The following is a 23,452-nucleotide window of genomic DNA, read 5'->3' as shown; positions in this document are numbered from 1 at the left end:
CGTACGCCTCGCCTTTCGCAAGCCATTGGATCCGCGGGATCCGCGTCTCAGTCAAAACTGGGAATAATGTTGGCCTTGTCGACCATATCGATCGGCAACAGGAACTCATGGTCTTCTACCTGCACCACGACGTCCTGCTCTTCTACACCGCGCAGAAGGCCCTGAAAGTTGCGTCGGCCTTCGAAAGGCGAGCGCAGCTTGATCTTCACTTGTTCACCGGCAAATTTTGCAAACTGCTCAAGAGTGAACAGTGGGCGTTCCATGCCTGGCGAGGAAACTTCAAGGGTGTACTCAACGGCGATTGGATCTTCAACATCCAGAACACCGCTGATCTGACGGCTGACGATGGCACAGTCGTCAACCAACACACCGCCTTCTTTATCGATATAAACGCGCAACATTGAGTGGCGACCTTGAGCCGAAAACTCAATACCCCAGCATTCATAGCCTAGGGCCACGACCACCGGGGCCAGCAAGGCCTGCAACTCTTCTAGCTTGCTCGACACCTGAACCCCCTCGTGCATGTATGTGCATGCTATGCAAAATAAAAAAATGGGCGAAACGCCCATCCTTGAAACGCCGTCGAACAGCGGCGTTGAAAGTGTCCAGCTAACAAAAAGCCCCTTAAAAGGGGCTCCTTAAACTGGTTGCGGGGGCCGGATTTGAACCGACGACCTTCGGGTTATGAGCCCGACGAGCTACCAGACTGCTCCACCCCGCGACAAAGCTGGGGCGGAAGTATACGACCGATCCCTGACAGGGTCAATGTAACCTTCCACCTACAAGAAAGCCCGCAACAGCGGGCTCTCCTGATAATTGGTACCGAGAAGGGGACTCGAACCCCTACACCCTATGGGCACAACCACCTCAAGGTTGCGTGTCTACCAATTCCACCACCTCGGCAATACTACGTTTGAAACCCTTCTTACTTCTGCTCTTGAGCTGGAGGCACGTCAGTCGTTGGAGTAGCCGACTTTTGCTCTTGAAGCACCGGGACATCATCAGAAGCCGGTTTTTGCTTTGGCACTTCCAACACTGCTGGATTTGGCAAACCTACTTGAGTCAGCTGATGAGCTTTCTCTTTAGCAAAGTAACCTAACCCTAAGCTGGTTATGAAGAAACCTGCGGCAAGTATAGCAGTAAACTTACTAAGAAAGGTAGAGGATCCTTGGCTTCCGAACACAGTATTTGAAGCACCTGCTCCGAAAGACGCGCCAGCATCCGCACCTTTACCCTGCTGCAGCAATACCAGAGCAACTACGCCCAATGCGCCCAGCAGATGAAAAACGACTACGACTGTTTCCAGCATTTTTTCAGTTTCCCGCGGCGCGACAAATCGCACCGAACTCATCTGCATTCAGGGAAGCTCCACCAATGAGCCCCCCATCGATATCCGGCATGCCGAACAGTTCGACCGCATTGGCCGCCTTCACGCTGCCGCCGTATAGAAGCCGCACACCTTGTGCGACCTCAGAATTCTCTGCTGCCAACTGAGCGCGAATGGCTGCGTGCACATCCTGCGCCTGTTGCGGCGAAGCAGTCAGCCCGGTGCCAATGGCCCAGACCGGCTCGTAAGCAATTACTGCCTTTGCAAAAGCACCAACACCCAGCTCCTCAATGATGCTGCCCAGCTGACGCCCGACAACCTCAAGAGTTTTCCCGGCTTCGCGCTGCTCAAGGGTTTCCCCTATGCACAACACCGGAATCAAGCCACATGCCTGTGCCGCTGCGAACTTGCGAATGAGTGTTTCATCATTCTCGCCGATGATCTGGCGACGTTCAGAGTGACCCACGAGTACCAGTGAGCAACCCTCTTCGGCCAGCTGACTCGGCGCAACTTCACCGGTCAACGCACCTTGTTTGGATTCCACCGCAGCGTTCTGCGCGCCGACCTTGATCGACTTTCCTTCCAGACCATCAATCACTTGATTGACATGCAGAAAGGACGGGAATACCGCTACATCAACACCGCTCGGCAAGGCTAGATTACGCAAGCCATTGATCAGCTCAGCGACGCTGGCGCGGGTACCGTGCATCTTCCAGTTACCAGCTACCATAGGGCGACGCATGCTGTACCTCGTCGGTCAAAGTGGGCGCAGATGTTACCCAACACAATCATGGCTGGCAAGCCGAATTCAGGCAGAAACTTCAGTAACCAGTTTTGCCAGCTCTTCGGCATAACCACGAACCTGTGTTTCGTCCTCGCCTTCAACCATGACCCGCACCAGTGGCTCGGTACCGGACTTGCGCAACAGCACACGCCCACGACCCGCCATGGCCTGCGTGACGCGCTCGCTGGCCTCCATAACCGACGGATGTTCGAGAGGGCTCGCACCGCCGCCGAAACGGACATTAATCAGCACCTGAGGACACTTGCGCAGCGCCTGACGGGCCTGAGCCAGTCCTTCGGAGCGAGTCTTCAGCGCCATCAACACCTGCAACGCCGCGATGATCGCATCACCGGTGGTGGTGTGATTGAAGCAGACGATGTGCCCGGAGTTCTCGCCACCGACCAACCAGTTGCGCTCCAGCAGGTCAGCGATCACATAACGGTCGCCGACATTGGCGCGCACAAATGGAATCGACAGATCTGCCAGGGCCAGTTCCAGGCCCAGGTTACTCATCAACGTACCGACCACGCCGCCCTGCAACTTGCCACGCTCATGCAGATCGCGAGCGATGATGAACAGCAGCTCATCACCATCGACGACAGCGCCAGTGTGATCGACCATCAGCACCCGATCACCATCACCATCGAAGGCGATACCCAGATCGGCATGTTCGGCCAATACGGCAGCTTGCAGTGGACCCATATGAGTCGATCCGCAATTTTCGTTGATGTTCAGGCCGTTTGGCTGAGCAGATAACACAACAACATCGGCACCCAGCTCACGGAATACGCTAGGCGCGACTTTGTAAGTCGCACCATGGGCGCAGTCGATTACGATTTTCAGGCCCGCGAAGCTGGTGCCGGTCGGGACGCTGCTCTTGCAGAATTCAATGTAACGACCCGAGGCATCGTTGATGCGCGACACCCTGCCGATCTTGCTCGACTCAACCACGGTCATCGGGGTATCGAGCAACTCTTCGATCATCAACTCGACTTCATCCGGAAGCTTGGTGCCTTTCCCGGAGAAAAACTTGATGCCGTTGTCATCGTGTGGATTGTGCGAAGCACTGATCACGATGCCGGCCTCGGCATGGAAAGTACGCGTCAGGTACGCGATGGCCGGTGTCGGCATTGGCCCCAGGAGCATCACGTCGGCACCGGCCGAAGTCAGCCCGGCTTCAAGTGCCGATTCGAACATGTACCCGGAAATTCGAGTGTCCTTGCCTACCAGCACCTTGCAGGCACCCATCTTGCGGAACGCCATGCCGGCAGCCCAACCGAGCTTGAGCATAAAGTCTGGAGTGATCGGATATTCGCCGACCCGACCACGAATGCCGTCGGTGCCAAAATATTTCTTAGTCATAAGTGCTCCATCATTCTTATTCGGCTGATTCCACTGCGGCAATCATCCGCACGAGATCGACTGTTTCGGCCACATCATGAACGCGCAATATGCGCGCGCCCTTAACCGAAGCCAGCGCTGCCAACGCCAGACCGCCATACAGACGTTCGCCAACCGGACGATTCAAGGCCTGACCTATCATGCTCTTTCGCGAAACCCCTACCAACAGGGGCCGCCCCAAGGCATGCAAGGCCTCCATATGTTTGAACAAGCTTAGATTGTGCTGCAGGGTTTTCGCGAAACCGAAACCCGGATCAAGAATGATCCGCTCAGCCGGAATCCCCACTGACGCACACTGTGCCATGCGCTCGGCGAGAAACTCACCCACCTCTTTCGTCACGTCGCGATACTGCGGATCGTCCTGCATATCGCCCGGCTCGCCGAGCATATGCATCAGACACACCGGAAGACCGGTCGCCGCCGCAGCATCCAGGGCGCCGTCACGTCGCAATGACCGTACATCATTGATCAACCCAGCACCCAGTCGCGCAGTTTCGCGCATGACTGCTGGCGTGGAAGTATCAACTGAGATGATCACATCCAGCTCGCGATTGATGCGCTCGACAATCGGCGCAACGCGCTCAAGCTCTTCGAGCGGTGAAACCGCCCTGGCGCCAGGCCGGGTCGACTCACCACCGACATCTATCAGCGTTGCACCAGCCGCCACCATCGCTTCGGCGTGGCGCAGCGCTGCATCGAGCTGGCTGTATCGGCCGCCATCGGAAAAGGAATCGGGAGTGACATTGAGAATGCCCATGACATGCGTATGGGCCAAATCAAGAACCCGGTTGCCGCAAGGCAACCGGGTCAGGGACTGAACAGAAGTCATTTCAAACCTTAAACGTCAGCAGCCGGACCGCCGATCGGTGTTTCCGGACGCGGATCCTGCGCCACCGGAGGTGTTCCGGAGGTACCAGCACCGCCGCCCGACCAGTCGCGTGGTTCACGAGGCGTACGACCGGCCATGATGTCGTCGATCTGATCGGCGTCGATCGTCTCGTACTTCATCAGGGCGTCCGCCATGGCGTCGAGCTTGTCACGGTTATCCGTGAGGATCTGCTTGGCTGTGCCGTAGCACTGATCAATGATGCTGCGCACTTCGGAGTCGATCAGCTTGGCAGTCTCACCGGAGAAGCTTGCACTCTGACCACCGCCGCCACGACCGAGGAACACTTCACCCTCTTCTTCGGCGTACATCAACGGACCGAGTTTTTCCGACAGCCCCCACTTGGTCACCATGTTTCGTGCAATCTGACTTGCACGCATGATGTCGTTCGACGCACCGGTAGTAACGCCATCAAAGCCCAGGGTCATCTCTTCAGCGATACGGCCGCCGTACAACGAGCAGATCTGGCTGATCAAGGCGCGCTTGGACAGGCTGTATCGATCTTCTTCCGGCAGGAACATGGTCACACCCAGCGCACGACCGCGCGGAATGATCGACACCTTGTAGACCGGATCATGCTCAGGCACGACGCGACCGACGATAGCGTGGCCAGCCTCGTGGTAAGCGGTGTTCTGCTTCTCTTTCTCGGACATGACCATCGATTTGCGCTCGGCGCCCATCATGATCTTGTCTTTGGCCAGTTCGAACTCTTTCATCTCAACGATGCGCTTGCCGGTACGGGCAGCGAACAACGACGCTTCGTTTACCAGGTTGGCCAGGTCGGCACCAGAGAAACCAGGCGTACCACGAGCAATTACGGCCGGAGCGACATCGTCACCCATCGGCACTTTGCGCATGTGAACCTTGAGGATCTGCTCACGACCACGGATATCCGGCAAGCCGACCACAACCTGACGGTCGAAACGGCCCGGACGCAGCAACGCAGGGTCCAGAACGTCCGGACGGTTGGTTGCAGCGATCACGATGATGCCGTCATTCATTTCAAAGCCGTCCATCTCTACCAGCAACTGGTTGAGTGTCTGCTCGCGCTCATCGTGACCACCGCCCATGCCGGCGCCACGGTGGCGACCGACAGCGTCGATTTCATCGATGAAGATGATGCATGGCGCGTGCTTTTTGGCTTGTTCGAACATGTCACGAACACGGCTGGCACCAACGCCGACGAACATTTCGACGAAATCGGAACCGGAGATCGTGAAGAACGGAACCTTGGCTTCACCGGCAATCGCCTTGGCAAGCAAGGTTTTACCGGTACCCGGAGGACCGACCATCAGCACGCCGCGAGGAATGCGACCGCCCAGACGCTGGAACTTGCCCGGATCACGCAGGAACTCGACCAGCTCACCGACTTCTTCCTTGGCTTCGTCGCAACCTGCAACGTCACCCAAGGTGGTTTTCACCTGATCTTCGGAGAGCAGGCGCGCCTTGCTCTTGCCGAAGCTCATCGGCCCGCCCTTGCCTCCAGCGCCACCCTGCATCTGCCGCATGAAGAACATGAACACGGCGATGATCACCAGGATCGGGAAGCTTGCGACCAGGAGTTGAGTCCAGATGCTTTGCTGTTCCGGCTGCTTGCCTTCGACTACGACGTGGTTATCCACCAGGTCGCCGATCAGGCCATTGTCCTGAATTGCCGGACGAATGGTCTTGAAGCTGTCGCCATCGTTGCGCTTGCCGGTAATCACATAGCCATCCACGGCTACGCGCTCGACCTTGCCATCCTTGACCTGCTGGATGAAGTCGGAATAGTTAAGGGTCTGCGGCTCGTTAGGGCTGGAGAAGTTGTTCATCACCGTCACAAGGACAGCCGCGATGATCAACCACAGGATCAGATTCTTTGCCATATCGTTCAATTAACTACCCTCTGAAGCAAGCTCCGCTACTGGCGCGCGCTTCGCATGATATTCACCGGCCTAACTTACTACATTACCTACGGCTCTGGCAGGCGCCGTCTGTAACCCTTTGTGAAACACTTTCTACACAATATTCGCTAATGCTCACGAGGCGAAATGCGAAAAACCTATCACCCCGGTCGAAAAACCTCTTATTCCTCGCTACGCCCGCGGAAACCGCGGCCCAGCAGGTACTGCTCACGAGAGCGATCGCGCGACGATTTAGGCTTGCGCGTCGTGACCTTTTCGAACTGCATGCGAACGCTCTTGTGGTATTCGTCGAAGCCTTCACCCTGGAAGACCTTGATCAAAAAATCACCACCTGGCTTCAATACCCGTACCGCAAGATCCAGTGCCAACTCGCACAGGAACATTGATCGCGGCATATCTACAGACGCCAATCCACTCATATTGGGGGCCATATCGGAAATCACAAGGTCCACCTCGTTTTTTCCGACAGCTTCGAGAATCTGCGCGAGCACTGCATCCTCGGTGAAGTCACCCTGAATAAAGGTCACATCAGGGATGCTGTCCATTTCCAGGATGTCGGAAGCGATCAGCGTGCCTTGCCCACCAATCAGACGACTGGTCACTTGGGACCAGCCACCCGGGGCGGCGCCCAGGTCGATCACGCTCATGCCGGGGCGGATCAGACGATCCCTGTCCTGGATCTCCAGCAGTTTGTAGCTGGCACGGGAGCGGTACCCGTCTTTTTGCGCCATTTTGACGAATGGGTCGTTGAAATGCTCTTGCAGCCATTTAAGACTTGTCTTGGAACGGGCCACGGGCCACCTCGAAAATAAAACGGGTCGTGATTAACTGGGCGGTCCCGGACTCGCTCGGGTAAACTGGCCGCCGCTTTTTACAAGATCAGACGCAGGGGTCAGATTATGCCGCTCACTCAAGAGCAGAAGAAACAGTACAAATCCATTGGCCACCATCTGAAACCAGTTTTGACTGTGGCTGATAACGGTTTGACTGAAGGTGTGTTAGCCGAACTTGAACGCGCGTTGGCGGATCACGAGCTGATTAAAATCAAGCTCAACATCCTCGATCGCGAGTCGCGCCTGGCGAACATTGCAGAACTGTGCAAGGTCGGCAAAGCGGACCTGGTTCAGGTTATCGGCAAGATGGCACTGATTTACCGCAAGAACTTCAGCGTCAACAAGCAGCTGTCGAACGTCCATCGCTTCAAGTGATGGCAAGGGTCAAGGGTGTGCTTCGCGCACCCTGCCACTCCATCCAGGCACCGGCTGCAACACCAGCACCAGCCCGGCAAACCCCAGGACCAGATAGCTGAACTCTTCCCAGCGCACTGCATCCGGCCAATCGAAGCGCACGACGAAATACATCGCGCACGCATAGAGCGCCATCAGCAGCAGTTGCCCGCGAATATCCCGCCATAGACTGACAAGGCCCTCGGCCTGAACCAGCACCAAAGCCTGAAAAATCACACACGCTGTGGCGAATCCCACCATCAGCGCATCAAGCATGCCTTCAATTTCATCGATCAGCAGCGGCGCCAGGCCAATTTTGCCCAACGCCGGCAGCAAACCGATATGCAACAGCCACAGGCCCCCAACCCACAACATCTGGGTCAGTTGCCAAAGCATGGCGCCCGCACGTAGCGGGCGCCTTCTTTTAGATGTGACGGACTTCGACAATCTCGTACTCGATAACGCCACCTGGCGTTTTCACGGCGACCACATCGCCTTCTTGCTTGGCGATCAAGGCGCGAGCCAGTGGCGAACCCACCGAAATCTTGCCCAGCTTGAAGTCAGCCTCGTCCTCACCAACGATGTGGTAAATGACGGTCTCGTCAGTTTCGACGTTGGCGATTTCAACGGTGGTACCGAAAATCACTTTGCCGGTATGAGGAATGGTCGTGACATCAATGATCACCGCATTCTGCATACGGCCTTCGATGTCACGGATCCGCGCCTCGACCATACCCTGCTGCTCGCGAGCAGCGTGGTATTCGGCGTTTTCCTTCAGATCACCCAATTCGCGGGCCGTACCGATGTCCTGGCTGAGCTTCGGACGGACGACCTTGGTCAGGTGAGCGTGTTCCTCTTCCAGGGCTTTGGCACCCTGGACGGTCATTGGGTATTTGATCATGCCTTCAATCCTGCGTGTAGGTCCTGCAAGCGGCGCACAGTCTTCTCGGGACCGAACTTCAGCGCTTCACAGATAGCTTCGCCAGCAGCAATGGTGGTGGTGCAGTAGATCTTGTGCTGCAAGGCATTACGACGAATGGAGTACGAATCAGCGATCGATTGACGACCTTCGGTGGTGTTGATGATCAGGGTGCTTCGTCATTTTTGATCATGTCGACCACGTGCGGACGACCTTCGGTCACTTTGTTCACACGACGCACTTTCAGGCCTGCGGCTTCGATCAGCTTGGCAGTACCGGCAGTGGCAACCACTTCGAAGCCCAAGTTGGATCAGATCACGGGCCACACGCTGCAACCAGCGGCTTGTCGTCGTCACGCACGCTGATGAACGCGGTACCGCCGGTCGGCAGCACTTCGCTGGCGCCCATTTGGGCCTTGGCGAACGCTTCACCGAAGGTATCACCCACGCCCATCACTTCACCGGTGGACTTCATCTCTGGGCCCAGGATCGGGTCCACGCCAGGGAATTTGGCGAATGGGAACACCGCCTCTTTCACGCTGTAGAAGTTCGGAATGATTTCTTTGGTGAAGCCGATTTCTTTCAGGGTTTTACCGGCCATCACGCGAGCCGCGATCATTGCCAGGGAAACACCGATGCACTTGGACACGAACGGTACGGTACGGGAAGCGCGCGGGTTGACTTCGATGACGTAGATGTCTTCGCCTTGCAGCGCCAACTGAACGTTCATCAGGCCGACAACGCCCAGCTCCAGGGCCATTTTCTTGACCTGTTCGCGCATCTCGTCCTGGATGTGCCCAGGCAGAGAGTACGGCGGCAGGGAGCACGCGGAGTCACCGGAGTGAACGCCGGCCTGCTCGATGTGCTGCATGATCGCGCCGATCACCACGTCGGTGCCGTCGCAAACTGCATCCACGTCCATTTCGATGGCGCAGTTGAGGAAGTGGTCGAGCAGCACCGGGCTGTCGTTGGACACTTTCACCGCGTCACGCAGGTAGCGCTTGAGTTCTTCTTCTTCGTAGACGATTTCCATCGCACGACCGCCCAGTACGTAGGACGGACGAACCACCAGCGGGTAACCGATCTTGGCAGCAGCGCGAATCGCTTCGTCTTCGCTGCGAACGGTAGCGTTTGGCGGCTGACGCAGATTCAGGCGCTCAACCATTTGCTGGAAGCGCTCACGGTCTTCAGCACGGTCGATAGCGTCCGGGCTGGATGCCGATGATCGGCACGCCGGCTTCTTCCAGGGCACGCGCCAGTTTCAGCGGGGTTTGGCCGCCGTACTGGACGATCACGCCTTTCGGCTTCTCGACGCGGACGATTTCCAGCACGTCTTCCAGGGTCACTGGCTCGAAGTACAGGCGATCGGAGGTGTCGTAGTCGGTGGAGACGGTTTCCGGGTTGCAGTTGACCATGATGGTCTCGTACCCGTCGGCGCGCAGGGCCAGTGCCGCGTGTACGCAGCAGTAGTCGAACTCGATGCCTTGGCCGATGCGGTTAGGACCGCCGCCGAGGATCATGATCTTGTCGCGGCCCGACGGTGCAGCTTCGCACTCTTCCTCGTAAGTCGAGTAGAGGTAAGCGGTGTCGGTGGCGAATTCGGCCGCGCAGGTGTCAACGCGCTTGTAGACCGGGAAGATTTCCAGCTTGTGACGGTGGCGACGCAGGTTTTTCTCGGTCACGCCCAGCAGCTTGGCCAGACGCATGTCGGAGAAGCCTTTGCGCTTGAGGCGGAACATCACGTCTCGGTCGATGCTGGCCAGACCCAGGGTCTTGACCTTCTCTTCTTCCTTGATCAGATCTTCGATCTGCACCAGGAACCACGGGTCGATCATGTTCATGCCGAAGATGTCTTCGACCGACAGGCCGGCGCGGAACGCGTCAGCCACGTACCAGATACGCTCGGCGCCCGGCACGGTCAGTTCGCGCTTGAGAATACTCATGCTTTCCGGATTGCTCAGGTCGAGCTTCTCGTCCAGGCCGCAAACGCCCACTTCCAGACCGCGAAGGGCTTTCTGCAGGGATTCCTGGAAAGTCCGGCCGATGGCCATGACTTCACCCACCGACTTCATTTGAGTGGTCAGGCGCGCGTCGGCTTTCGGGAATTTCTCGAAGGCGAAGCGTGGCAGCTTGGTCACGACGTAGTCGATGGACGGCTCGAAGGATGCAGGAGTAGCGCCGCCGGTGATTTCGTTCTGCAGTTCGTCCAGGGTGTAGCCGATCGCCAGTTTGGCAGCGATACGCGCAATCGGGAAACCGGTGGCTTTCGAGGCCAGGGCCGAGGAACGGGATCCGCGGGTTCATCTCGATGACAACCATACGGCCAGTGTCCGGGCAGATGCCGAACTGGACGTTGGAGCCGCCGGTTTCCACGCCGATCTCACGCAGTACCGCCAGGGAGGCGTTACGCATGATTTGGTATTCCTTGTCCGTCAGGGTCTGTGCTGGCGCAACAGTGATCGAGTCACCGGTGTGCACGCCGACCGGGTCGACGTTCTCGATGGAGCAGACGATGATGCAGTTGTCCTTCTTATCGCGGACAACCTCCATCTCGTACTCTTTCCAGCCGATCAGGGATTCGTCGATCAGCAGCTCTTTGGTCGGAGACAGGTCCAGACCACGGGCGCAGATTTCTTCGAACTCTTCGCGGTTGTAAGCGATACCGCCGCCGGTGCCGCCCATGGTGAAGGACGGACGAATGATGCACGGGAAGCCAAGCTTCTCGAGCACCGCGTTGGCCTCTTCCATGCTGTGGGCGATGCCCGAACGCGGGCAGTCCAGACCAATGGATTTCATCGCCTTGTCGAAGCGCGAACGGTCTTCAGCCTTGTCGATGGTGTCAGCGTTGGCGCCGATCATCTCTACGCCGAACTTCTCCAGAATGCCTTCGCGTTCCAGGTCCAGTGCGCAGTTCAGAGCGGTCTGGCCGCCCATGGTCGGCAGCAGCGCGTCCGGACGCTCTTTCTCGATGATCTTGGCAACGGTCTGCCATTTGATCGGCTCGATGTACGTGGCGTCAGCCATGTCCGGGTCGGTCATGATGGTCGCTGGGTTGGAGTTCACCAGGATGACGCGGTAACCCTCCTCGCGCAGGGCTTTGCAGGCCTGGGCGCCGGAGTAGTCGAATTCACAGGCCTGGCCGATAACGATCGGGCCAGCGCCGAGAATCAGGATGCTTTTTATGTCTGTACGTTTTGGCATGGGTTTGTCACTCAAATCCGCAGGTCAGTCGGCAAGCCGTCTTGTTCAATCTGTGAAGCCTTGAGGGGGCCGCCGGTGTCGGGACCACCCTCAAGCTTTGCTGCATCAGGGCTAGCGATTAGCGTCGCTTGGCCATTTCGTTGATGAAGCGATCAAACAGCGGCGCTACGTCGTTCGGGCCAGGGCTGGCTTCAGGGTGACCCTGGAAGCTGAAGGCGCTCTTGTCGGTACGCTCGATCCCTTGCAGGGTGCCGTCGAACAGCGATTTGTGGATCGCCCGGACGTTGGCTGGCAGGGTGGCTTCGTCTACCGCAAAACCGTGGTTCTGGCTGGTGATCATCACAACGCCGGTGTCCAGATCCTGGACCGGGTGGTTGGCACCGTGGTGGCCGTGACCCATTTTCAGGGTCTTGGCGCCGGAGGCCAGGGCCAGCAGTTGGTGACCGAGGCAGATGCCGAACACCGGAATCTCGGTTTCGAGCACATCCTTGATCGCCTGGATCGCGTAGTCGCAAGGCTCCGGGTCACCAGGGCCGTTGGACAGGAACACGCCGTCCGGCTTCATGGCCAGAACATCAGCGGCTGGGGTTTGCGCCGGCACTACGGTCACGCGGCAACCGCGCGCGACCAACATGCGCAGAATGTTCAGCTTGACGCCGTAGTCGTAGGCAACCACGTGGTACGGCAGCTCGGAGGCGTCGATGGTCGCGTGGCTGTCGGTTTTCAAGTCCCAGACAGTCGAGCGCCACTCGTACTTCTCTTTGGTGCTGACGACTTTTGCCAGGTCCATGCCTTTGAGGCCAGGGAAACCCTGAGCAGCGGCGATGGCAGCTTCTTCGGAGATGTTGTCGCCGGCCATGATGCAGCCGTTTTGCGCGCCTTTCTCACGCAGGATGCGTGTCAGGCGGCGGGTGTCGATACCAGCGATCGCCACAACGTTGTTGGCTTTCAGGTAGTCGGACAAGGACATCGTGTTACGCCAGTTGCTCGCAACCAGTGGCAGGTCACGGATGACCAGTCCAGCGGACCAGACGCGATCGGACTCGGCATCTTCCGGTGTCGTACCGGTGTTACCGATGTGCGGATAAGTCAGGGTAACGATCTGTTGGGCGTAGGAAGGATCGGTAAGGATTTCCTGATAGCCGGTCATGGCGGTGTTGAACACCACCTCACCAACGGTTTGACCGTCGGCTCCAATGGCTTCGCCGCGAAAAATGCTGCCATCAGCAAGGGCGAGTATGGCTGGCTTAGTCAAGAAGACCTCCCGTAAATAAAGCCTGAAAGGGCGATCGCAGGTTGTAAAAAAGCGGAGTGACGTATGGACACGTCACCCCGCTTCTTCACTGAATTATTCTGCGCGCTTTTAGTGGACACACTAAAGCTGTAGCTTACAGAAAAAGGCATTTTTGGTCTACCGCCAATGAGCCTTAAAGGCCGGGGAATGCGACAGGACGTCGCTTGGCAGTGTAAAACCGGGTTCAAACACGCTGTTTGAACCCGATTTCGGGCGCATCTTAACGCAAATCGAGCACGTCTTGCATGTCGTAGAGGCCAGGCGTTCGCCCATCAAGCCACAATGCAGCGCGCACCGCGCCCTTGGCGAAGGTCATGCGGCTGGACGCCTTGTGCGTGATCTCGAGGCGCTCGCCCTCGCAGGCGAACAACACCGTGTGATCACCCACCACATCACCACCGCGAACAGTGGCGAAGCCGATGGTTTCCCGCTCGCGGGCACCGGTATGGCCTTCACGACCATAGACCGCAACCTTCTGCAAATCACGACCCAACGCACCGGCAATCACTTCACCCATGCGCAGCGCCGTGCCTGAAGGCGCATCGATCTTGTGCCGATGATGGGCCTCGATGATTTCGATATCTGCCTCATCACCCAGCACACGAGCAGCCATGTCGAGCAGCTTCAGCGACAGGTTCACACCGACACTGAAGTTAGCCGCAAACACAATCGGAATGTCGTTGCCCGCTTCAGCCAGCAACTGCTTCTGCGCAGCGTCCAGCCCGGTCGTACCGATGACCATGGCTTTGCTCGCCTTACGGCAGAACGCCAGGTTTTTCAGCATGACTTCCGGCAGCGTGAAGTCGATCAAGACATCGAACTCTTCAGCCACCGCTTCCACATGACCGGACAGCGGCACGCCGATACGCCCGAGCGAAGCCAGCTCGCCAGCATCCACGCCAATCAGCGTGCTGCCGGGGCGCACGATGGCTGCCGTCAGGCCCGTCAGCGGCGCGCGTTGCTGCACCGCCTCGACCAGGATTTTGCCCATGCGCCCGGCAGCGCCCATCACAGCTATACGTCGCATGCCGACTCCTTACAAATCGCCGAAGAAGCGCTTCACGCCTTCGAACCAACCAGTGGTTTTTGGCGAATGACTGTTGTCGTCCGCCAACGAACTGCGGAATTCTTCCAGCAATTCGCGCTGACGACGACCCAGGTTGACCGGGGTTTCGACCGCCACACGACACATCAGGTCGCCAGCACCGCCACCACGTACAGGAGCAACGCCTTTGCCGCGAACACGGAACTGCTTGCCGGTCTGAGTCCCTTCCGGGATTTTCAGTTTGACCCGACCATCAAGGGTCGGAATCTCCAGCTCGCCACCCAGTGCCGCATCGACGAAGCTAATCGGCACTTCACAGAATAGGTGCTTGCCGTCGCGCTGGAAGATCGCGTGCTCGCGCACATTGATCACCACGTACAGGTCGCCAGTCGGACCACCCTGGGCGCCCGCCTCGCCTTCGCCGGACAGGCGAATGCGGTCGCCGGTATCAACACCGGCCGGCACTTTGACGGAAAGGGTTTTGTACTCTTCGACACGACCTTCGCCGTGGCAGGAGTCGCACGGATCGGAAATGATCTTGCCTTGGCCATGGCAGCGCGGACAGGTCTGCTGCACCGAGAAGAAACCTTGCTGCATGCGGACCTGACCGATCCCGCCGCACGTCGGGCAAGTGATCGGCGCCGAGCCTTTCTTGGCGCCCGAACCGTCGCACGGCTTGCAGTTGACCAGTGTCGGAACGCGGATATTCACGGTCGTGCCACGCACCGCTTCTTCCAGGTTCAGCTCCAGGGTGTAACGCAGGTCGCTGCCGCGCTGAGCGCCGCCACGGGAACCGCCGCGACCACCACCGAAGAAGTCACTGAAGACATCGCCAAAGATGTCGGAGAAATTCTGACCGCCAAAACCGGCACCGCCGCCGCCCATGCTTGGGTCGACACCGGCATGACCGTATTGGTCGTACGCCGCGCGCTTGCTGGAATCGGACAGCACTTCGTAGGCCTCGTTGGCCTCTTTGAACATCTCTTCCGACGCTTTATCATCGGGATTACGGTCCGGGTGATGCTTCATCGCCAGGCGACGATAGGCCTTTTTCAGGTCCGCTTCGCTTGAGCCGCGCTCAACACCCAATACTTCGTAATAGTCACGCTTTGCCATAAGTCTTTGCACTCTTAAGGACGTTCGGCAAACCCCTCCTGAGCTTCGCCAAACTCGTTGAGCCCCAATACAGGCCCGGACCCAACTCACGTCAATTCAACGATCCTGGTCTTTGATTCATTGCAGTACTTGCGGCTCGAAAAGCAGGAGCATTCCCGGCCATACCACCAACACTGAGGCGGACTGAATGGCTTGTTCGTTAGGCAACCTCGGCGTCCGAGCCCCATACCCTGCGTTGCCGCTCCTCCCCATAGCAAGCTATGAGTCGTCGCGGCGCCTTGGCTATGGCGCCCTGGCATCCGAACTTGCTCTAACGAACAAGCCACTCACTCCGCCTTTGTCGCATGCTGTAAAAATTCGCTTACTCCAGACACGCCAACGCGGGAGCAAGCTCCCGCGCGGCGACATCCTACCAGTCACCGCCTAAAGGCAGTCAACCGGCCGACCAACAACTTACTTGTGGTCTTTGACTTCTTCGAACTCAGCATCGACAACGTCGTCGGCTTTTTCAGCTTTTTCGTCGTGCGGTGCAGCGCCTTCAGCTGGCTGAGCCTGCTCGGCGTACATTTTCTGAGCCACCGGCGCGGAGACTTTCGACAGCTCTTCAACCTTGGCGTCGATAGCAGCCTTGTCGTCGCCTTTGACGGCGGCTTCCAGGGCAACTACGGCAGCTTCGATTGCAGTCTTCTCTTCAGCGGTCACTTTGTCGCCAGCATCAGCGACCATTTTGCGCGTCGAGTGAACCAGCGCATCGCCCTGGTTACGGGCAGCGGCCAGCTCTTCGAACTTGCGATCTTCGTCGACGTTGGCTTCAGCATCGCGAATCATCTGCTGAATTTCTTCCTCGGACAGACCGGAGTTGGCCTTGATCACGATCGACTGAGTCTTGCCAGTAGCCTTGTCTTTGGCGCCTACGTGCAGAATGCCGTTGGCGTCGATGTCGAAGGTCACTTCAATTTGTGGCACGCCACGTGGTGCTGGTGGAATCTCGGCCAGGTCGAACTTGCCCAAGGACTTGTTCTGAGCGGCTTGCTTACGCTCACCTTGCAGCACGTGAATGGTCACAGCGCCCTGGTTGTCGTCGGCCGTCGAGAACACTTGCGATTTCTTGGTAGGAATCGTGGTGTTTTTCTCGATCAGCGCAGTCATCACGCCACCCATGGTTTCGATACCCAGGGTCAGCGGGCTAACGTCCAGCAGCAGAACGTCTTTCACGTCGCCAGCCAATACCGCGCCCTGGATAGCAGCACCCATGGCAACAGCTTCGTCCGGGTTCACGTCTTTACGAGCTTCTTTACCGAAGAACTCGGTCACCAGCTTCTGAACCAGTGGCATACGGGTCTGACCGCCCACCAGGATCACGTCGTTGATCGCGCCAACGTCGATACCGGAGTCTTTCAGAGCGATGCGGCAAGGTTCGATGGTGCGCTGAACCAAGTCTTCTACCAGCGCTTCGAGCTTGGCGCGGGAGATTTTTACGTTCAAGTGCTTAGGACCGGTGGCATCTGCAGTGATGTACGGCAGGTTCACGTCGGTCGAATTGCTCGAAGACAGTTCGATCTTGGCTTTTTCAGCAGCTTCTTTCAGGCGCTGCATGGCCAGCGGGTCACCCTTAAGGTTCATGCCGCTTTCTTTCTTGAATTCGTCAACGAGATAGTCGATCAGACGAATGTCAAAGTCTTCACCGCCCAGGAACGTGTCGCCGTTGGTGGCCAATACTTCGAACTGGTGCTCGCCATCGACTTCAGCGATTTCGATCACGGAAACGTCGAAAGTACCGCCGCCCAAGTCGTAAACGATCACGGTGTGATCGCCTTTCGCTTTGTCCATACCGTAAGCCAGAGCGGCTGCGGTTGGTTCGTTGATGATCCGTTTAACGTCCAGGCCCGCGATGCGGCCGGCGTCTTTGGTCGCCTGGCGCTGGCTGTCGTTGAAGTAGGCCGGAACGGTGATTACCGCTTCGGTCACTGGCTCGCCGAGGTAGTCTTCGGCGGTCTTCTTCATTTTCTTCAGAATTTCAGCCGAGATTTGCGGCGGCGACATTTTCTGGCCGTTTACTTCAACCCAGGCGTCACCGTTGTCAGCCTTGGCGATTTTGTACGGGACCATCTTGATGTCTTTCTGAACGACTTCTTCGTCGAACTTACGACCGATCAGACGCTTCACCGCGTACAGGGTGTTGTGCGGATTGGTCACAGCCTGACGCTTGGCCGACTGGCCAACGAGAATTTCGCCATCGTTGGCGTAAGCGATGATCGACGGCGTGGTGCGCGCGCCTTCAGCGTTTTCGATAACTTTTGCTTTGCCATTTTCCATGACGGAGACGCAGGAGTTGGTAGTCCCCAGGTCGATACCGATAATTTTGCCCATGTTAACTCTCCCGAAACTTTGGATTTGGTTGCCGCAGCAGTGGTGGCTAACTGCGGTAGCACTTAAACGCTTGACTTCTAAATGGGGGCCTTGCGGCTAATTTCAAGCCTGCTCATCAATCGAAGGCGAAACCGGCGAAGGTGCCTTGCTGACCACAACCATGGCCGGGCGCAGCAAGCGACCGTTGAGCTGGTAACCCTTCTGGAACACCTTGAGCACGCTGTTCGGCTCTACATCGGCGCTTTCCTGCATGGCCATCGCCTGGTGATGAACGGCGTTGAACGGTTCGCCGTGCGGATCGATCGCTTCCAGCTGATAACGCTTCAGGGTGTCCTGGAACATTTTCAGGGTCAGCTCGATGCCTTCACGCATTGGGCGAATGCTTTCGTCGTCCGGGTTGGACAACTCCAGGCCACGCTCCAGGCTGTCGACGATCGGCAGCAGGTCGCCAGCGAACTTCTCCAGCGCGAATTTGTGAGCCTTTTCGACATCCTGCTCGGCGCGACGGCGGACGTTCTGCAGATCAGCCGCTACACGCAAAGCCTGATCATGAGCACCAGCCAACTGCTCTTCGAGCACTTGTACACGAGCCGCCAGCTCATCACCCGCAACCTGGGCAGCCTGATCGGCGTCGAGATTTTGCGTATCCACTGTCTGTTCGTCAGCCATAGATTTTCTCCTTTCAATATCGTCCGCGAGCTCAACTCGCGCTTCTGCCCAGCTATATGGGGCCGCAAAATTGAGCTTCAAGGGGTTTGCTGTGATTAACCCTACAAAAAGAGCTGCATTGTCATTCCCCAATGCACTAACGATTTCGTCGGATCAAGCAAATCGAGCTAATGGAGGGCATTGTCAGCCACAAATAAAACACTGTATAAATAACCAGACCTAAAGCCTGGGAGCGGCCTTTATGCTGGTGCACCTGTCCGTACACAACTACGCCATCGTCGAACATCTCGATCTCGAACTTGATCGCGGGATGAGCGTGATCACAGGGGAAACCGGCGCCGGCAAATCGATCATGCTCGACGCCCTGGGCCTGACCCTGGGCGATCGCGCCGACAGCGGCGTGGTTCGCCCCGGCGCCGACAAGGCCGATATCCTCGCGACTTTCGACCTGATCGACATCCCCGAAGCCAGTGCCTGGCTTGCCGAACGCGACCTGGAAAGCGACGGTCCGTGCATCCTGCGCCGGGTGATTACGGCTGAAGGTCGTTCACGCGGCTATATCAACGGCACGCCCTGCCCCCTCGGTGATCTCAAGGCCCTGGGCGAGCTACTGATCGATATCCACAGCCAGCACGAACACCAATCCCTGCTCAAGACCGACACCCACCGCCGCTTGCTCGACGAGTACGCCGGCGCGACAGACCTGGCCCGCCAGGTCCAACTGGCCGCCCAGCGCTGGCGCCAGACCCGCCAGGAGCTGGACCGTCTGTCCAACTCCGGCGACGAGCAGCGCGCCCGCCATCAATTGCTGAGCTATCAGCTCGAAGAACTGGAAAACCTCGGCCTCGGTGAAAATGAGCTGGAGCAGTTGGAGCAGGAGCACAAGAACCTGACCAATGCCGAAACCTTGCTGGGTATCTGCCGACAAGTGGTCGAACAATGCAGCGAAAGTGATTCCGGCAATGTACTGAACGCCCTGACCGCCAGCCTCAACCGCTTGTCGAGCGTGAACAACTCGATCAGTGCGCTGGGCGAAGCCAGTAGCCTGCTGACCAGCGCCCAGATACAGGTTGAAGAGGCCGTCGGCGAACTGAACCGCTTCCTCGATAACTTCGACGCCGACCCGGCGCGCCTTCAATACCTGGAAGAACGCCTCGATGCGATCTACACCCTGGCGCGCAAACACCGCATCCAGCCGACCGAAGTCGCCGAGATGCAGCAAAAGCTGCTGGATGAAATCGAAACACTGAATGCCAACGACGAATCCATCGAACGCCTGAGCGATGAACTCGCGTCCTACGCCCGTCATTATCAAGAGAAGGCGCGTGACTTGAGCGACCTGCGTCATCAAGCCTCTGGCAACCTGTCCAGCGCCGTAGAGCAGGAAATCCAGCGCCTGGGTATGCCCGGCGGCCGCTTCACCATCGAACTGCGCCCCAATAGCAGCAACGAGTTGCTGCCCAACGGGCTTGAACAGGTGGAACTGCTGGTCAGCGCCAACCCCGGGCAACCGATGAAAGCCCTGGCAAAAGTAGCCTCGGGCGGCGAGCTGTCACGGATCAGCCTGGCAATCCAGGTCATCACCGCACAGACCTCCCGGGTTCCGACCCTGGTGTTCGACGAAGTGGACGTTGGCATCGGCGGCCCGACTGCCGAGATCGTCGGCCAGTTGCTACGTCGGCTCGGGGAGCGCGGACAGGTGCTGACAGTCACGCACTTGCCGCAAGTGGCGGCGCAAGGTCACCAGCATCTATTCGTGCACAAGGTGCGCGGTGAGGATGCCACCCATACGGCGGTGTCCAAGCTGAGCAAGAATCATCGCGTCGAAGAAGTTGCGCGCATGCTGGGGGCATCGATCTCACCAAAGAATCTCTGGCTCACGCGAAAAAAATGGTCATCACCGCAAAAATTTAAGACCGGCAGAAAGCACGAAGGCGACCCTGGGGTCGCCTTCGCTCGTTTCGCGAACATCATGTTCGCGCGACATGCTTACTTTTTCTTGCGTACGTACAGCACGAGATTGTGATCCACCATCTCGAAGCCATATTTGTCGACGATCGCCTTCTGAAGACGCTCGATTTCTTCGTCGAAGAATTCGATCACTTCACTGGTTTCGACGTTGACCATATGGTCGTGATGCTTGCCGTCGTCCAGTTCGAAGACGGCATGACCGCCGTCGAAGTTGTGTCGCACCACAAGCCCAGCTGCCTCGAACTGAGTCAGTACACGGTAAACCGTGGCCAGACCGACGTCCTCACCAGCCTCCATCAGCGCCTTGTAAACATCCTCGGCACTCATGTGGCGTTGCTCGGCGGAATCGAGCATTTGCAGAATTTTGACCCGTGGCAGGGTCACTTTGAGGCCGGCTTTGCGTAGTTCGCTATTTTCAACCATGGTCAGCTTTCTCGCGATGCTGCTTCGCAGCTTCTCTTAATGCGGGTATGATCGGCGTTTACGTTGTCCCAGCCAAGATAGTGGAAGTCGCCCACCGATGCAAAACACCAAGCTCTTGCTAACCAGTTTCACCTTCGTGGGACTGCTCGCACTCGCCGGTTGTTCATTCCCCGGGGTTTACAAAATCGACATCCAGCAGGGCAATGTCGTCACGCAGGACATGATAGACCAGTTACGCCCGGGAATGACCCGCCGGCAAGTACGGTTTATCATGGGTAACCCTCTGCTGACCGACACGTTCCATGCCGATCGCTGGGATTACCTGTATAGCCTGCAACCGGGTGGTGGTGAACGCCAACAGGAACGCATAAGCGTTGTCTTTAACCCTAATGACCAACTCGTCAGCCTGTCGGGCGATTTTATGCCTGGCGTGAGCCGCGACGAAGCCATTCTCGGCAAGGACACCGGCACTCCTGTGACCGCTCCTGCAGAAAACACCGAGAAGCCAAAACCGGAAAAACCGGTGAAACCAGGTTCGTTGTTGGACCAGATCCAGAAGGACGTCGACGGCGTACAAACCGTTCCAGTCCCGACTCCAACACCACTGGAAACCACGCCGCAATAATTTGCGACGCAATAAAAAACCCGGCACGTCCGGGTTTTTTATTGTCTGGCATTTATTGAATCACTGATTTCGCGCCTTGGCCTCGGCAGCCTTGGCGGCGCGCAAGCGACGCACCTCTTTAGGATCGGCGAGCAACGGCCGGTAAATCTCGATGCGATCACCTGCTTGAACCACTTGAGTGTCAGGGTCAGAAATCACCTTGCCGAAGATCCCGACCGGGCAACTGGCCAGATCCAACTCAGGAAACTCGGCCCCCATATCGGACTTCAGCAGCGCACCCCGAACCGTCGAACCGGCTGGCACCGCCACTGTCAGCAGCACCTGACGATCAACGGCGGCATACACCACCTCAACCTCAATCACCGACTCAACCATGTATCTGTTTGGCGCGCTGACAAAACGCATCGACCAGCGTGTTCGCCGCCTGATTGAACAAAGGCCCCAACGTTGCGCGCACGATTGGCCCGGCGTAGTCGAACGACAGGTCCAGGCTAATCTTGCAGGCCTTCTCACCCAATGGCTTGAACACCCAGACGCCATGCAACTGGTTGAACGGTCCTTCCTCCAGATTCATCTCGATTGAATGCCCGGGCACCAGCGTATTGCGGGTCACGAAATGCTGACTGAGGCCGCCCTTGGCCACGCCGACACTGGCACGCATGTGCTCAGGGGAGCTTTCCAGCACTTCGGCAGCCGAGCACCACGGCAGGAATTCCGGATAACGCGCCACGTCATTAACCAGGTCATAAAGGGCTTGCGCCGGATACGGCAGCAGAGCCGAGCGTTGAATATGGGTCGTCATGTCAGCGTCACTTCCACAGCTGGGCGGCAAACACTACAAGAATGCCGATGGGCGCCACATAGCGCATCAAGAACAGGGACAGGGCAAATAGAACCGGGCTGCGAATCGACAATTCGTCACGCACCGCTTCACGCCCCATGATCCAGCCTGCAAACACCACGAAACACAAACCACCGAGTGGCAGCATGATCCGCGAGGTGAAGAAATCGATCACACCAAAGAAGTCCAGACCACCGGCCGCTCCCCATTGGTAGAGATGGAACATCCCGCCTTCGTTCACGAAAAATTTGGCTTGCTTCCAGATATTGAAGGAAAACACCGTACCCAGACCGACGAACCAGCAAATAAATGCCAGCCAAAAAGTCACCCAGGCGCGGCTAATTTTCGTGCGTTCAACCAGGTAAGCCACCATCGGTTCAAGCAATGAAATCGCCGAACTCCAGGCCGCAACCGCCACCAGTACGAAGAACACTACGCCCATCAACTGGCCGAACGCTACGTTACCGAAGGCAAATGGCAGGCTGACGAACATCAGGCCAGGGCCTTCGCTTGGGTTCAGGCCGGCGGCGAACACAATCGGAAACAATGCCAGGCCAGCGACCAGCGAAACGAAGGTATCGAGCAGCGCCACACCGACCACGGTGCCGGAAAGCGATGAGTTCTTCGGCATATAGGCGCCGTAGATCATGATCGAACCCACGCCCACGCTCAGAGAAAAGAAGGCGTGACCCATGGCGGGCAGCAAGCCGTCGAGGACTTTTTCCGGGTGGAAGTCGAACATGAAATGCACGCCTTCCATGAAATGGCCGGTGGTCATGCTGTAACCCAACAGCACCAGAATCATCACGAACAGCAGCGGCATCATGATGCGAAGGCTGCGTTCAAGCCCGGCGACCACGCCTTTGGCGATCACCACGGCGGACAGCAGCATAAAAATCGTGTGCCAAAGTGTCAGGCGCCATGGATCAGAGATCACATTGCCGAAATAAGCACCGACTTGATCTGACGTCACACCCTGGAAGTCACCACGGCCCATGTCGATGATGTAGTCCAGCGACCAGCCGCCGACCACACTATAGAAAGACAGAATCAGCAACGCCGTGATCATCCCGGCGAATGCGCCCCAGGACCACTTGCCCGAATGCCCCGCCTCTATCGCCAACACCTTCAAGGCGTTGGCCGGGCTTTGACGGGCGCGGCGGCCGATCAGGGTTTCAGCCAGCATGACCGGCACGCCGATCAGCGCGATGCAGACCAAAAACATGAGAACGAACGCGCCGCCGCCATAGACGCCGACCATGTACGGGAATTTCCAGATGCTACCCAGCCCCACGGCCGAACCGGTCGCGGCGAGTATGAAGACCCAGCGGCTAGCCCAACTGCCGTGGACAGAAACCTTGTCTGTCGACATCGTTACCACGTCCAAGCATTCAAAAAAGAGGCCGCATTGTCCGGGATTCAATCAACCTGCTCAAGCACGTAGCGATACC

20 protein-coding genes, 2 tRNA genes and 2 pseudogenes are annotated in these 23,452 nt (G+C 57.7%); 3 read left to right on the top strand and 21 right to left on the bottom strand.

Annotated elements, in window-relative coordinates; translation table 11 throughout:
• Nucleotides 1-47: 47 nt before the first annotated feature.
• The 9 genes from rimP to rlmE all read right to left on the bottom strand — a co-directional run bounded on the left by rimP (nt 48) and on the right by rlmE (nt 7,096).
• A complete protein-coding gene (gene rimP / locus RHM58_RS12885; RefSeq protein WP_149657639.1) occupies nt 48-506 on the bottom strand; it encodes a ribosome maturation factor RimP in 459 nt (152 codons plus the stop codon).
• 138 nt (nt 507-644) lie between these two features.
• Nucleotides 645-721: transfer RNA gene (locus RHM58_RS12880), tRNA-Met, on the bottom strand.
• A gap of 96 nt (nt 722-817) precedes the next feature.
• Nucleotides 818-903: transfer RNA gene (locus RHM58_RS12875), tRNA-Leu, on the bottom strand.
• Between the two features lie 22 nt (nt 904-925).
• On the bottom strand, nt 926-1,309 hold the full coding sequence (secG, locus tag RHM58_RS12870) for a preprotein translocase subunit SecG (RefSeq protein ID WP_322270840.1): 384 nt from the start codon (nt 1,307-1,309) through the stop codon (nt 926-928).
• 4 nt (nt 1,310-1,313) lie between these two features.
• Nucleotides 1,314-2,069: a triose-phosphate isomerase gene (tpiA, locus tag RHM58_RS12865; RefSeq protein ID WP_201200474.1), complete on the bottom strand. Its 756-nt coding sequence runs from the start codon at nt 2,067-2,069 to the stop codon at nt 1,314-1,316.
• A 66-nt stretch (nt 2,070-2,135) separates the two neighbouring features.
• Entirely contained in the window at nt 2,136-3,473 is a 1,338-nt protein-coding gene (gene glmM / locus RHM58_RS12860) for a phosphoglucosamine mutase (protein ID WP_201200473.1), read from the bottom strand.
• Between the two features lie 16 nt (nt 3,474-3,489).
• Nucleotides 3,490-4,341 carry a dihydropteroate synthase gene (folP, locus tag RHM58_RS12855; protein WP_201200472.1) on the bottom strand — a complete coding sequence of 284 codons (852 nt, stop codon included), beginning with the start codon at nt 4,339-4,341 and terminating at the stop codon, nt 3,490-3,492.
• A gap of 8 nt (nt 4,342-4,349) precedes the next feature.
• Nucleotides 4,350-6,263, bottom strand: coding sequence for an ATP-dependent zinc metalloprotease FtsH (ftsH, locus tag RHM58_RS12850; RefSeq protein WP_054050044.1), 1,914 nt, complete (start codon nt 6,261-6,263; stop codon nt 4,350-4,352).
• A 200-nt stretch (nt 6,264-6,463) separates the two neighbouring features.
• A complete protein-coding gene (gene rlmE / locus RHM58_RS12845) occupies nt 6,464-7,096 on the bottom strand; it encodes a 23S rRNA (uridine(2552)-2'-O)-methyltransferase RlmE (RefSeq protein WP_201200471.1) in 633 nt (210 codons plus the stop codon).
• A 105-nt stretch (nt 7,097-7,201) separates the two neighbouring features.
• Here rlmE and RHM58_RS12840 point away from each other — a divergent pair, with 105 nt between their 5' ends.
• The gene (locus RHM58_RS12840) at nt 7,202-7,510 is read left to right on the top strand and encodes a YhbY family RNA-binding protein (RefSeq protein WP_008005472.1); all 309 of its coding nucleotides are present in this window, start codon (nt 7,202-7,204) and stop codon (nt 7,508-7,510) included.
• 9 nt (nt 7,511-7,519) lie between these two features.
• Here RHM58_RS12840 and RHM58_RS12835 read toward each other — a convergent pair whose 3' ends face one another.
• The 8 genes and pseudogenes from RHM58_RS12835 to grpE all read right to left on the bottom strand — a co-directional run bounded on the left by RHM58_RS12835 (nt 7,520) and on the right by grpE (nt 18,141).
• Nucleotides 7,520-7,924 (bottom strand): MFS transporter, encoded by a 405-nt coding sequence (locus tag RHM58_RS12835; protein ID WP_201200470.1) that lies wholly within the window; start codon nt 7,922-7,924, stop codon nt 7,520-7,522.
• A 28-nt stretch (nt 7,925-7,952) separates the two neighbouring features.
• Nucleotides 7,953-8,429 carry a transcription elongation factor GreA gene (gene greA / locus RHM58_RS12830; RefSeq protein ID WP_201200469.1) on the bottom strand — a complete coding sequence of 159 codons (477 nt, stop codon included), beginning with the start codon at nt 8,427-8,429 and terminating at the stop codon, nt 7,953-7,955.
• A pseudogene (gene carB / locus RHM58_RS12825) lies at nt 8,426-11,647 on the bottom strand (carbamoyl-phosphate synthase large subunit). Before carB ends, greA begins: the two are co-directional and overlap by 4 nt.
• A gap of 118 nt (nt 11,648-11,765) precedes the next feature.
• Nucleotides 11,766-12,902, bottom strand: coding sequence for a glutamine-hydrolyzing carbamoyl-phosphate synthase small subunit (gene carA, locus RHM58_RS12820; protein ID WP_201200463.1), 1,137 nt, complete (start codon nt 12,900-12,902; stop codon nt 11,766-11,768).
• 259 nt (nt 12,903-13,161) lie between these two features.
• Nucleotides 13,162-13,968: a 4-hydroxy-tetrahydrodipicolinate reductase gene (gene dapB / locus RHM58_RS12815; protein ID WP_322270527.1), complete on the bottom strand. Its 807-nt coding sequence runs from the start codon at nt 13,966-13,968 to the stop codon at nt 13,162-13,164.
• 9 nt (nt 13,969-13,977) lie between these two features.
• Nucleotides 13,978-15,102 (bottom strand): molecular chaperone DnaJ, encoded by a 1,125-nt coding sequence (gene dnaJ, locus RHM58_RS12810; RefSeq protein WP_201194330.1) that lies wholly within the window; start codon nt 15,100-15,102, stop codon nt 13,978-13,980.
• Nucleotides 15,103-15,555: 453 nt separating this feature from the next.
• Nucleotides 15,556-17,472, bottom strand: a complete 1,917-nt coding sequence (dnaK, locus tag RHM58_RS12805; protein WP_201194329.1) for a molecular chaperone DnaK — start codon at nt 17,470-17,472, stop codon at nt 15,556-15,558.
• A gap of 102 nt (nt 17,473-17,574) precedes the next feature.
• Complete coding sequence (grpE, locus tag RHM58_RS12800) at nt 17,575-18,141, bottom strand: nucleotide exchange factor GrpE (protein WP_201200457.1); 567 nt, start codon at nt 18,139-18,141, stop codon at nt 17,575-17,577.
• 241 nt (nt 18,142-18,382) lie between these two features.
• Between grpE and recN the strand changes: the two are divergent.
• Nucleotides 18,383-20,055: pseudogene (gene recN, locus RHM58_RS12795) on the top strand (DNA repair protein RecN).
• Between the two features lie 75 nt (nt 20,056-20,130).
• Here recN and fur read toward each other — a convergent pair.
• The gene (fur, locus tag RHM58_RS12790) at nt 20,131-20,535 is read right to left on the bottom strand and encodes a ferric iron uptake transcriptional regulator (RefSeq protein WP_003197684.1); all 405 of its coding nucleotides are present in this window, start codon (nt 20,533-20,535) and stop codon (nt 20,131-20,133) included.
• A gap of 97 nt (nt 20,536-20,632) precedes the next feature.
• On the opposite strand from fur, the gene RHM58_RS12785 reads away from it, so the two are divergent.
• Nucleotides 20,633-21,160 (top strand): outer membrane protein assembly factor BamE, encoded by a 528-nt coding sequence (locus RHM58_RS12785; protein WP_201200455.1) that lies wholly within the window; start codon nt 20,633-20,635, stop codon nt 21,158-21,160.
• Nucleotides 21,161-21,220: 60 nt separating this feature from the next.
• Here RHM58_RS12785 and RHM58_RS12780 read toward each other — a convergent pair whose 3' ends face one another.
• The 3 genes from RHM58_RS12780 to RHM58_RS12770 are packed head-to-tail and all read right to left on the bottom strand — an operon-like array spanning nt 21,221 to nt 23,373.
• Nucleotides 21,221-21,535, bottom strand: coding sequence for an RnfH family protein (locus tag RHM58_RS12780; RefSeq protein ID WP_322270526.1), 315 nt, complete (start codon nt 21,533-21,535; stop codon nt 21,221-21,223).
• The gene (locus tag RHM58_RS12775) at nt 21,528-21,962 is read right to left on the bottom strand and encodes a type II toxin-antitoxin system RatA family toxin (protein ID WP_201200451.1); all 435 of its coding nucleotides are present in this window, start codon (nt 21,960-21,962) and stop codon (nt 21,528-21,530) included. The genes RHM58_RS12780 and RHM58_RS12775 overlap by 8 nt, the downstream gene beginning before the upstream one ends.
• Nucleotides 21,963-21,969: 7 nt before the next feature.
• Nucleotides 21,970-23,373, bottom strand: coding sequence for a sodium-dependent transporter (locus tag RHM58_RS12770; protein WP_201200449.1), 1,404 nt, complete (start codon nt 23,371-23,373; stop codon nt 21,970-21,972).
• Nucleotides 23,374-23,452: the final 79 nt, after the last annotated feature.

This window comes from Pseudomonas sp. 10S4 (assembly GCF_034344865.1).
In the GTDB taxonomy this organism is placed as follows: domain Bacteria; phylum Pseudomonadota; class Gammaproteobacteria; order Pseudomonadales; family Pseudomonadaceae; genus Aquipseudomonas.
This window is presented reverse-complemented; position numbering and strand designations above follow the sequence as displayed.